Annotated in this window: 11 protein-coding genes; 2 read left to right on the forward strand and 9 right to left on the reverse strand. The window is 40.9% G+C overall.

What is annotated here, in order from left to right; all coding sequences use genetic code 11:
* Positions 1-256: 256 nt before the first annotated feature.
* Positions 257-1,924: an acyl-CoA--6-aminopenicillanic acid acyl-transferase gene (locus HMPREF9078_RS10255; protein WP_009420615.1), complete on the reverse strand. Its 1,668-nt coding sequence runs from the start codon at positions 1,922-1,924 to the stop codon at positions 257-259.
* 378 nt (positions 1,925-2,302) lie between these two features.
* On the opposite strand from HMPREF9078_RS10255, the gene HMPREF9078_RS10260 reads away from it, so the two are divergent.
* Entirely contained in the window at positions 2,303-4,939 is a 2,637-nt protein-coding gene (locus tag HMPREF9078_RS10260) for a valine--tRNA ligase (RefSeq protein ID WP_009420617.1), read from the forward strand.
* 11 nt (positions 4,940-4,950) lie between these two features.
* Entirely contained in the window at positions 4,951-5,766 is an 816-nt protein-coding gene (locus HMPREF9078_RS10265) for a 2,3,4,5-tetrahydropyridine-2,6-dicarboxylate N-succinyltransferase (RefSeq protein WP_009420618.1), read from the forward strand.
* A 67-nt stretch (positions 5,767-5,833) separates the two neighbouring features.
* Here HMPREF9078_RS10265 and HMPREF9078_RS10270 read toward each other — a convergent pair whose 3' ends face one another.
* From HMPREF9078_RS10270 to HMPREF9078_RS10305, 8 genes are all read right to left on the reverse strand, one after another.
* Complete coding sequence (locus tag HMPREF9078_RS10270; RefSeq protein ID WP_009420619.1) at positions 5,834-6,361, reverse strand: DUF3575 domain-containing protein; 528 nt, start codon at positions 6,359-6,361, stop codon at positions 5,834-5,836.
* A 344-nt stretch (positions 6,362-6,705) separates the two neighbouring features.
* Positions 6,706-7,215 (reverse strand): gamma carbonic anhydrase family protein, encoded by a 510-nt coding sequence (locus HMPREF9078_RS10275; RefSeq protein ID WP_009420620.1) that lies wholly within the window; start codon positions 7,213-7,215, stop codon positions 6,706-6,708.
* The gene (locus HMPREF9078_RS10280; RefSeq protein WP_002675489.1) at positions 7,196-7,423 is read right to left on the reverse strand and encodes a DUF3820 family protein; all 228 of its coding nucleotides are present in this window, start codon (positions 7,421-7,423) and stop codon (positions 7,196-7,198) included. Before HMPREF9078_RS10280 ends, HMPREF9078_RS10275 begins: the two co-directional genes overlap by 20 nt.
* A 53-nt stretch (positions 7,424-7,476) precedes the next feature.
* Positions 7,477-7,770, reverse strand: a complete 294-nt coding sequence (locus tag HMPREF9078_RS10285) for a type II toxin-antitoxin system RelE/ParE family toxin (RefSeq protein WP_002675487.1) — start codon at positions 7,768-7,770, stop codon at positions 7,477-7,479.
* Positions 7,742-8,005 carry a hypothetical protein gene (locus tag HMPREF9078_RS10290; RefSeq protein ID WP_002675485.1) on the reverse strand — a complete coding sequence of 88 codons (264 nt, stop codon included), beginning with the start codon at positions 8,003-8,005 and terminating at the stop codon, positions 7,742-7,744. Before HMPREF9078_RS10290 ends, HMPREF9078_RS10285 begins: the two co-directional genes overlap by 29 nt.
* 150 nt (positions 8,006-8,155) lie before the next feature.
* Positions 8,156-9,283, reverse strand: coding sequence for a biotin synthase BioB (gene bioB / locus HMPREF9078_RS10295; protein ID WP_009420621.1), 1,128 nt, complete (start codon positions 9,281-9,283; stop codon positions 8,156-8,158).
* A 127-nt stretch (positions 9,284-9,410) separates the two neighbouring features.
* Positions 9,411-10,085, reverse strand: coding sequence for a (d)CMP kinase (gene cmk, locus HMPREF9078_RS10300; protein WP_002675478.1), 675 nt, complete (start codon positions 10,083-10,085; stop codon positions 9,411-9,413).
* Positions 10,086-10,116: 31 nt separating this feature from the next.
* Positions 10,117-10,602 carry a hypothetical protein gene (locus HMPREF9078_RS10305; RefSeq protein WP_009420622.1) on the reverse strand — a complete coding sequence of 162 codons (486 nt, stop codon included), beginning with the start codon at positions 10,600-10,602 and terminating at the stop codon, positions 10,117-10,119.
* Positions 10,603-10,764: the final 162 nt, after the last annotated feature.

The following is a 10,764-nucleotide window of genomic DNA, read 5'->3' on the forward strand; positions in this document are numbered from 1 at the left end:
TAGCAACGAGTTGCTTAAATTTCACTGATTATAACGTAAACACAACCGTAAATCAGCGTTATATATATCAAACTGATGCTAATTAAAAGTGTAGCTTACGCTACAGAAATATTACAAATCTTAAAAAAATCAAACAAATAAACAGCAGGGTGAATTAACTTATTGATTATAAACCTCCCCCCTTACACATACCCAGCTTTCGCTGGCTTCCTCCAAAGAGGGAGATGTGACGCAAAAACGACTATGAAATTGTAAATCAGAGACAATCATTTCTCAAACCTTGATTCACATTACTAATTTTTTTGACTAACTTTTGAATCTTTTCTCGTTCTTCACTATACGGTATTTCGCATTGGAGGGCTTTTTGGAAGAGTTGGTGTGCGGTTTCTTTGTTACCTTGTGTTTGATAAGCTCGACCTAATAAATAATAGGCTTTCCAATAATGCGGGTTGAGACTTGTTATGGGCTTTACTTCGTCTATTACAATAGGGGTATGTTCGCGCAAATGTGTTTCTATCTGTTGCTCTAATACCCTATACGCTTCGTAATCCTTAAACGCTTGGGTGTACATAAAAGGGTCGGGCGGAATATTTAGGGAAGTTTGAGGATAAGGGCTGTGCGACGGATAAGCTTTGGTAGCAAATATCTGCTTCAAATCATAGGCTACAAAAGTGCCCAACTGATAAGGAGCTGTCGATACCCATACCAAGCGTTCTTGAGGTTTAAAAATTACTGCGTGATGTGCCAATAGCTGGTTGAGCGCTTTCTCATTGCCATAGCCTATGGAATCGGCGTGTAAGCCTTCGGTACTGCGGAGGAGTGTAGCTATTTTAAAGGGGTTCAGCTTAGGTTCTTCTGTTAGGAACTCCTGCATTTTGGCATATCTATACGCTGAATGCGAAGTGCGTATCTGTTTGAGATTCTTCTTATCTTTCTTGTACACTTCACTTTGGAAATGATTGGCGCAAAGCACTGCATTAGGAGCTTCGTACACCCCAAACTTTTTGGGTGATACCTCGATGATTACTGCTTTGCCGTCGGTAGCACTCCCGACCATTATAGCTTCGGACACAAATACCTTTCGCTTTTTGGCAATGGCAATCGCCTCATCGATATTTTTGGCATACTGCAAGATTTCACGGCAGAGGAGCGAAATAGGGGTGTGAGCTTTCAGCGGAATAGATGATTTTCCTGCATTGATAGTAACCGTAAGACCTTCGAGATTCATACCCGAGAGCACACCTATCATTCCGCCCCAAGCGTAACTCATAAAAGGAATGCCTTCCTCAGGACGCACAAATCGCACTACCTTTTCAGTAGCAAAGTCATCGGAGAGATAAAAATCGAAATTGCGCCCTATGAGGAGTTGACCATCTTCGGTTTTATCGCCCCAAACCGCTAACGAAGAACAGCCTACGAGCATCAAATCTTGCAAAGCGTGCCCTAAATCGTGAGCCGAATGCAGGTAAAGGGTGCGCTGATAAGCAGGGGCTATGTAGTTAAAAATCGTATCGGAGTACTGCGCTTGTCCCCAGAGTTCTTGCCGGAAGGGAGGTATCACACAATTATTGATATCTCGATTGAACCACTTGACGAACTTGCGCAAAAAACGCTGTTTGCGCTGTGAAGGCACAAACTGATTGAGTTTGACAAAGAGCAGACTGTCCTGACGGTGATACAAAGGCTCAGTAAGTGCACCCGAATTGAGCCCTAACTGATAGGGATTTCCTGAAAGGTAGAGCTCCCACAAGCCTTGTTGATTTTTTGCAATATAGTTATCCTGAAAATACCGCAACGTATCATTTAGTGCAGTAATTTGAGGTTTCTGGTACGGATAGGTTACCTCAGGCGGAGTGATTTTCTTGTAGAAAATACCGCAAGAGGTGAGCAGGAGGTAAAAAGTAAGAAGTAAGAGTTTTTTCATTTTGCCGACTCTTCGAACTGCTAATTAAGGTGCAAAAATAGAGATTATTTTTTAATACCCAAAATGCCAATAATGCCAATAATACCAGAAATGCGAAAATTGTAGTTTTCTGAGCATACAGTAAAAATTCGTACGGATTCGGAGAATATCGGAGATAGTCGAAGGGAGCAGGAGAGTATACTTAGCTTATAGAAAGCTTATAGAGAGTTGATTATTAATGATTAAAAGCTAAAAGTGAATTGTTAAAAAGAGTTAAATAACCCAAAGTAAGACAGTAGTAAAAAGAAAGTAAGACAGAGCAAAAGTAGTTTAAAAATTGGTAATTGGTATTTTTTTACTACTTTTGCAGTCAGAATAGAAATTGGCAAATTAGCACATATGACAGAACCCAAAAAATACAACCCTACTGATTTAGAAGAAAAATGGTATGCCTATTGGCTTGCCCACAACTATTTTCACTCAACCCCCGATAAGCGTACACCCTATACCATTGTGATTCCGCCCCCTAACGTTACAGGGGTGCTCCATATGGGGCATATGCTCAACAACACCATTCAAGATGTACTTATTCGTCGTGCACGCCTTAAAGGCTTCAACGCTTGCTGGGTACCAGGTACTGACCACGCTTCTATTGCAACAGAAGCCAAAGTGGTGGCAAAACTCAAAGAACAAGGCATTAAGAAATCCGACCTCACTCGCGAGGAGTTCCTTGTACACGCGTGGGAATGGACACACCAATACGGTGGGGTGATTCTCGAACAGCTCAAAAAATTGGGTTGCTCTTGCGACTGGGAACGCACTAAATTCACTATGGATGAGGAGCTTTCGGCTTCGGTTATCAAAGTGTTTGTGGATTTGTACAACAAAGGACAAATATACCGCGGTCACCGTATGGTGAACTGGGATCCAGAGGCTAAAACCACCCTTTCTGATGAAGAGGTGATTTATGAAGAACGACAAGGATTTTTGTATTATTTGAAATATCAAATTGAAGGGACGAATGAGTACCTTATAATCGCTACAACACGCCCTGAAACGATTTTTGGTGATACGGCTATCTGCATCAACCCTAACGATGAGCGTTGGCAACACCTCAAAGGCAAAAAAGCTATTGTGCCTATCTGCAACCGCGTGATTCCGATTATCGAAGATGAGTACGTAGATGTAGAGTTTGGTACAGGTTGCCTGAAAGTAACCCCTGCCCACGACCCTAACGACAAGGTGTTGGGCGACAAACATCAGTTGGAAGTAATTGACATTTTCAATGATGATGCAACCCTTAATCATTACGGTTTGCACTATGCTGGCAAAGACCGCTTTGTAGTGCGCAAGGAGATAGTAGCCGAATTAGAAGAAAAAGACTTACTCGCTAAAAAAGAGACTTATACTAACAAAGTGGGGACATCCGAGCGTACCAAAGCCGTGATAGAACCTCGCCTTTCCGACCAGTGGTTCCTAAAAATGGACACCCTTATCCAACCCGCTATCAAGGCGGTATTGGAAGACGAAAGCATCAAGTTATACCCTAAGAAGTTTGAGAACACCTATCGCCATTGGGTAGAAAACGTACGCGATTGGAATATCTCACGCCAATTGTGGTGGGGACAACAGATTCCTGCTTACTACTACGGCGAAGGTAAAGACCAATTTGTAGTAGCCGAAACTAAGGCAGAAGCCCTCGCTTTGGCTAAAGAAAAGAGTGGCAATGCTCATCTTACTGAAGCCGATTTGCGACAAGATGAGGATACCCTCGATACTTGGTTCTCGTCTTGGTTATGGCCAATGAGCGTTTTCAACGGTATTTTAGAGCCTAACAACCCTGAAATCGAGTATTATTACCCAACCAATGATTTGGTAACAGGACCTGATATCCTTTTCTTCTGGGTAACCCGAATGATCGTAGCAGGTTATGAGTACAAAGGTGAGCGTCCGTTTAGCAATGTGTATCTTACCGGATTGGTACGCGACAAACAACGCCGCAAGATGTCTAAATCCTTAGGTAACTCGCCCGATGCACTCAAACTCATCGCTGATTACGGTGCTGATGGCGTACGCGTGGGACTCTTGCTCTCATCGGCAGCAGGTAATGACTTGCTGTTTGACGAAGCCCTTTGTCAGCAAGGAAAAGGATTTGGCAACAAATTGTGGAATGCTTTCCAATTGGTAAAAGGATGGCAAGTGGATAGCTCGGTAGCACAACCTGCAGCCGCTCAGCTCGCTTTGCAATGGTTTGAAGCGAAGTTCAACGCAGTGCTCACCGAAGTAGAAGACCATTTTGAGAAATATCGCATCTCCGATGCTCTAATGGCAATTTATAAACTCGCCTGGGACGACTTCTGTGCGTGGCTTTTGGAAATGGTTAAACCCGAATACGGCAAACCGATGGACAAAGCCACTTACGAGGGCGTGGTAGCCGCTTTTGAGAATTTACTAAAACTCCTCCACCCCTTTATGCCATTCCTCACCGAGGAAATATGGCAAAGTTTAGCGCCTCGTACCCCTAAACAAGCCCTTATCGTGGCTACCTACCCTACTGTACAGCCGTACGACGAAAAACTATTGACAGAATTTGACTTTGCTGCCGAAGTGATAGCAGGTATCCGCACGGTGCGCAAAGAGAAGAATATACCTTTCAAAACACCGCTTAGCCTTTCAGTATTAAACAAAGAACAAATGAGCAACTGTTTTGATGTGGTACTTAGCAAAATGGGCGGACTTGAGGCTATTACCGAAGTGAGCGCTGCTATAGAGGGGGCAATGTCTTTCCGCGTAAAAGCTAATGAATACTTTATTCCTATCGGGGGGGCTGTAAATGTAGAAGAGGAACTTAAAAAACTACAAGAGGAACTCACCTATACACAAGGCTTTTTAGCATCAGTACGCAAGAAACTTTCTAATGAGAAGTTTGTAAACTCAGCGCCTACCCAAGTAGTAGATAATGAGCGCAAAAAAGAAGCTGATGCGTTAGCGAAAATTGAAACACTTGAAAAAGCGATAAAAGCAATTAACAATTGATAATTAGATAAATGGAACACTTAAAACAAATGATAGATGAGGCGTGGGAGAATCGCTCTCTGCTTCGTGAGGAAATCGTACAACAGACTATCAGAGAAGTAATTCACCTCTTAGATTTAGGTCAGTTGCGAGTGGCAGAGCCTACTGCCAATGGCTGGAAAGTAAACGAATGGGTGAAAAAGGCTGTAGTGCTTTACTTCCCTATCCAAAATATGAAACCCGTAGAGGTGGGTATCTTTGAGTTTCACGATAAGATTCCGCTCAAACACAACTACGACGAGAAAGGAGTGCGCGTAGTACCACCTGCTGTAGCACGTCGTGGTGCTTTTATCGCCAAAGGAGCTATACTGATGCCCAGCTATGTGAATATAGGGGCGTATGTAGACGAAGGTACAATGGTAGATACGTGGGCTACTGTGGGCAGTTGCGCTCAAATAGGCAAGCACGTGCACCTGAGTGGTGGCGTAGGTGTAGGGGGTGTATTAGAACCCTTGCAAGCAGCCCCTGTGATAGTAGAAGACGGGGCTTTCATCGGGTCGCGTTGTATCTTGGTAGAAGGAGTGCGCGTAGGTAAAGAAGCAGTACTTGGTGCTAATGTAGTGCTTACAGCCTCTACTAAAATCATTGATGTAACGGGCAATGAACCTAAAGAACTGAAAGGCTATGTTCCCGAACGCTCAGTAGTAATTCCTGGTAGTTACACCAAGCACTTCCCAGCAGGTGATTACCAAGTGCCTTGTGCGCTTATCATCGGGCAGCGTAAAGCCTCAACCGACAAGAAAACTTCACTAAATGATGCTCTAAGAGAATATGGAGTTTCTGTATAAGAAAAGTGATGAGGATATAAAATAGAAAAGGCTACCTTTGGGGTAGCCTTTTTAATAGATAATAGATTTAGAATTTATATCCTATCTTAATACCAAAGTTAGGTTCGATAGCCCAGAACTTCTTTTTTTCATTAACTTGTTTACCAAAGTTTCGTGCAATATTTGCAAAAGGAGCGATGATAAAGGTATCGTCGAGATTCCATTGGTAACCTGCCCCTACACCTAAGATAAAACTATCCAAACGCGTTTTTACTCCATCTTCAGAGAATGTTCCAAAGCGTTGTTTGATAAAAGGATTTACATAGAGCCCTGTGCCTCCGTCTTCTTCAAAATAATAGTTATATCCTATTTGAATACTAGTAGCTCTGTACTTCTCTCCTTTTTTTCTAGGGAATACAGAAAAGCGGTCGTTAAAGAAAATTGTTCCTTCGATAGACTGATTAGGAGCTATGTAATGTTCATAACCTAACTCTACAGAAGCTAACCATATAACATTCAAGATATTTAAGTTTACTTGATGTTGGCGGAAATCACTTTGGGCAAATGTTTTTGCTGAGAAAAACATAAGCATTACAGCTACAATAATTTTTTTCATCGGTTTTCTTAGTTTAAAAATAATGGCAAAGATACTACTTTTATGCTAATACACAAAAATAATACTGTAAAATCAAAAAAAGTCCAGTGTGTAGCACACTGGACTTTTATATGTAAAACTAACTAATTCACTTGTGAAGAAAAGGTAACAACTATTAAAAACACTAAAAAAGAATACAGACTTCACAAGGAATCGCAAACGAAATATAAAGACTTTACTACTATTATATTCCTTTACTAATAGTGGGGCAAAGGTATATATTATTTTGAATACATCCAAATAAATAGTAGAATAATTTTAAATAACATATGCTTAATACTGATAATCAATACGTAGCATATTCTCTATTTTTCTATCCAACTTGCATATTTGGGATAGTTTAGGGCAGTTCGCTCGATGAGAGTTTTCTGTTCATCGGTAATATTTTTGAGTTTTTTAGCAGGAACGCCAGCATAAAGGCTTCCTTTTTCGACGTGGGTATTAGGAGGTACTACGGCTCCAGCAGCTACAATGCTATGGCTTTCTACCACACATCCGTCCATTACGATACTTCCCATACCTATAAGCACATCATCTTCGATAGTACAGCCGTGTACAATAGCGTTATGCCCTATGGAAACGCGATTGCCAATGGTTGTAGGGTGTGTTTGATAGGTAGCGTGAATCACTACACCATCTTGGATATTGGTGTCATCACCTATGCAAATAGTGTTTACATCGCCACGAATAACCGCATTATACCACACCGTACAGTGGTCGCCTAAGTGCACATCACCGGTAAGGGTAGCATTTTCAGCAAAAAAGCAACCTTCTCCAAAGGTAGGTTGCTTTCCGTTAACTTTCTTGACTAACATATTCTTTTAGTTTATCTATTATCTCTTGTAGACCATTAGTTTTTATCTCGAAAGTAGTAGCCAATAGCATTCCTAATTTTCCTTTGGGAAATCCTTGAGTGCTAAACCACTCGAGGTAATAGGAAGGTAAATCAGCAATCATAGTACCCTTGTACTTGCCATAAGGCATTGGGGTTGTAATGATTTCTTTGAGAATTTCGGAGTTCATAGAGAAAATTAGGGAATTAGATAATTAGAAAATTTGTGAATTAATTAGGTGATTTAGAACAAAGGTTTCTGTTTAGAACTTCTAAAATGGCGTATTTCTATTATATTTTTTTCTTTATCAACTTTGTAATAAACAAGAAATTTTCCTTTTAGAATAGTTCGCCTATAAATATTTAGGTCTTTGTTATAATACGATAAGGCATACGGATCTATTGAAATCTCTTTTTCTAAATCTATCAAAGCCTTAGTAATTTTATCGGAGTAAGAAAAACTACCATTTCTTTCGTCCCAATAATCAAGTGTATCGTTATAATTTCTTTCAGCTTCTTGAGTCCACTTTACTTTCATAACGTTGTCTTCTTCGTTCTGTAGCCCTTCTGTGTACTTCAGAACTATCCACTAACATTCCTAATCTTGATTGTTCTTCTGAAAGAGCTAAACTTCTAAGGTCTTCTTCAGTAAGCTCACTAAAATCATCTGCTCTTTCTACAACTGTTGTTTTTAGTTTAAACTTATCAAACAATGGTTGAAATATGGATAATTCTGTGGGATTAAAAGTTATTTTTAATGTGGTTGTATCCATAGTTTAACAATTAAAAGTTGTCTATTTCTTTGTAAATTAACAAATCTGTGAATTAATTAGGCGATTTTTCAACTTCGTCAAAGATAAGAGCCACACTGGCAAGAAACTTTGGCAAAGTGTAGAACGTAAATTCGCAAAGCAATTGTGATATTAGTGTGTAGCTCGTACTCTTTTTCCTTCGTTGCGCTCTATTTTATGGTTAGGGCGCGTCCATTTAGGGTTTTCGCCTAAGGAGTGATATTGAGAATCTTCTGCTTCTACCGTATGAGGCTGTGGATGCGTTTCAAAAGGTTTCTGAATACGCATACCGAGTACACCGAGCATTTGCATATCCTCATTGATATCGGGGTTAGGAGTGGTGAGGAGCTTATCGCCTGCGAAAATAGAGTTGGCTCCCGCAAAGAAACAGAGAGCTTGTCCTTCTTGGCTCATTTGGGTACGACCTGCAGAAAGGCGCACTTGCGATTGTGGCATCACGATACGTGCGGTAGCTACCATACGCACCATCTCGAAGATATCTACGGGCTCACAGTCTTCCAAAGGTGTTCCTTCTACGGGCACTAAGGCATTGATAGGCACTGACTCGGGTTGTGGATTGAGCGTAGAGAGTGCTACGAGCATTCCGGCGCGGTCTTCGAGTGATTCACCCATACCAATAATCCCTCCACTGCACACAGTGATATTGGTTTTGCGCACGTTGTCAATCGTTTTGAGACGGTCGTCATAACTACGGGTAGAAATGATTTCTTTGTAGTATTCTTCTGACGTATCGAGGTTGTGATTGTAAGCATACAAGCCCGCTTCCGCCAAACGTTGGGCTTGATTTTCGGTAAGCATACCGAGTGTACAGCACACTTCCATATCCAGCTTATTGATAGTACGCACCATTTCGAGCACCTGCTCAAATTCGGGACCATCTTTTACGTTACGCCACGCTGCCCCCATACACACACGTGAAGCTCCTGCTGATTTAGCGCGGAGGGCTTGGGCTTTTACGTGAGTAACACTCATCATATCGGCGTTTTCTATCTTTACTTCGGTTTCGTAACGCGCCGATTGTGGACAATAAGCACAGTCTTCGGAGCAACCTCCGGTTTTAATAGAGAGAAGTGTAGAGACTTGTACCGAGTTAGGGTCGTGATATTTACGGTGCACGGTAGCGGCTTCGTAGAGCAACTCCATTAGGGGTTTATTGTAAATAGCCATTATTTCTTCTTTCGTCCAATTATGACGGGTTTCGGCATTGCTACAGCCACACGTATGTTGATTTTCGCACATAGTTCTTTTCTTTATTTTGGGGGCAAAGATACAAAACAATTGACAATTGACAATTAACAATTGACAAATACTAAGATTTTTTGCACTTGTTCCTCTATAGTAAGAAAAAATACAAAGCGATTGACAATTAACAATTAACAAATGCTAAGATTTTTTGTACTTGTTCCTCTATCGTAAGATTGGTATTATCGATAACTATGGCATCATTGGCTTTTTTGAGAGGTGACTCTTTACGGGTAGTATCGATATGGTCGCGGTGCTGGATATTGGCAAGCACTTCGTCGAACGATGCTTTATCGCCTTTGGCTTGTAACTCTTTATAACGGCGCTGGGCGCGCACTTGTTCGCTAGCGGTCATAAATATTTTAAGTTCAGCATTCGGGAATACCGTTGTACCTATATCGCGTCCGTCCATTACAATACCTTTATCTTTACCCATTTTGCGTTGAAGGTCTACTAAGTAAGTGCGCACTTCGGGTTGTTTGGCAACTTCGCTCACCCAATTGGCTATTTCAATACCGCGTATTTCGTTTTCGATATTCTTACCGTCTAAATAAATTTCAGAAAATCCTAACTCAGGGTTGTATACGAACTTTATTTCCGACTTTCGCAGGGCTTTCATCAGCGGTTTTACTTCGATGCCCGAGGTAGAAACATAGCCTTTTTCTAAGGCTAAATAAGTAACGGCGCGGTACATCGCACCTGTATCGATATAGACGTAGCCCAACGCTTTGGCTACGGCTTTGGCAGTAGTACTCTTTCCTGTTGAGGAATAGCCATCAATGGCAATGATAATATTCATTAGTGTTTAGTTATTAGTTTTTAATCGTTAGTTATTTGTAGAGTGATGGGGCTATTTCTATTTCGGTTACAACTTTTTTGTTTTTATCGTAGTAATAATAGTACAGTGTTATATTGTTATCAATGAAAAAACGCATCTTCCCGCGATTGGTTCTTAGGTTTTGTACAATGGCTTCCTTAGCTACTGATGCGTCAAACTCTACTTCTTCGGAATCGAAATTAAAGAGGGTAGCATAATACCCCATAGTTCTTTCTCCTTTTAGGGCAACACTATCTAAGCGCACCCCCTCTTCTATTATTTGTGGTAATTGCCGGTTTATTTCGGCTACTTGATTCTTCATTTCATCGGTAACTAAATCGTTTTTAGCTTTTGAAAAGAAGGAGCTTGTGAGATAGCGCGTCGTAAAGAATGCTGCTAAAAATACCACAATAAAAGACACCACACCCACTATTACTCCAATAATGTTTTTAGTGCGATTGTTCTTTTGGGATTCCTGAGTGTTAAGAAAATCGTTCATTTTTGTCTCTTTTTAACGCTACAAAGATATAAAACAAAATGCAAACTGCAATGCCCTGATGCGTTTTTATCTTAAAAAAGTACGACTACCTAAAGATAAATACTTAAAAACAATGAGATAGGAGAATTTGGAAATGAGAAAATGAGGAAATGAGAAAATGAG

Source organism: Capnocytophaga sp. oral taxon 380 str. F0488 (assembly GCF_000318255.2).
GTDB lineage: Bacteria > Bacteroidota > Bacteroidia > Flavobacteriales > Flavobacteriaceae > Capnocytophaga > Capnocytophaga ochracea.

Bases quoted from the DNA above. Each gene is read 5' to 3' on its own strand.
- HMPREF9078_RS10270 (WP_009420619.1), bottom strand. From the start codon at position 6,361: ATGAAAAAAATTATTGTAGCTGTAATGCTTATGTTTTTCTCAGCAAAA.
- HMPREF9078_RS10290 (WP_002675485.1), bottom strand. From the start codon at position 8,005: ATGGATACAACCACATTAAAAATAACTTTTAATCCCACAGAATTATCC.
- HMPREF9078_RS10275 (WP_009420620.1), bottom strand. From the start codon at position 7,215: ATGTTAGTCAAGAAAGTTAACGGAAAGCAACCTACCTTTGGAGAAGGT.
- bioB (WP_009420621.1), bottom strand. From the start codon at position 9,283: ATGTGCGAAAATCAACATACGTGTGGCTGTAGCAATGCCGAAACCCGT.
- cmk (WP_002675478.1), bottom strand. From the start codon at position 10,085: ATGAATATTATCATTGCCATTGATGGCTATTCCTCAACAGGAAAGAGT.
- HMPREF9078_RS10265 (WP_009420618.1), top strand. From the start codon at position 4,951: ATGGAACACTTAAAACAAATGATAGATGAGGCGTGGGAGAATCGCTCT.
- HMPREF9078_RS10285 (WP_002675487.1), bottom strand. From the start codon at position 7,770: ATGAAAGTAAAGTGGACTCAAGAAGCTGAAAGAAATTATAACGATACA.
- HMPREF9078_RS10305 (WP_009420622.1), bottom strand. From the start codon at position 10,602: ATGAACGATTTTCTTAACACTCAGGAATCCCAAAAGAACAATCGCACT.
- HMPREF9078_RS10260 (WP_009420617.1), top strand. From the start codon at position 2,303: ATGACAGAACCCAAAAAATACAACCCTACTGATTTAGAAGAAAAATGG.
- HMPREF9078_RS10255 (WP_009420615.1), bottom strand. From the start codon at position 1,924: ATGAAAAAACTCTTACTTCTTACTTTTTACCTCCTGCTCACCTCTTGC.
- HMPREF9078_RS10280 (WP_002675489.1), bottom strand. From the start codon at position 7,423: ATGAACTCCGAAATTCTCAAAGAAATCATTACAACCCCAATGCCTTAT.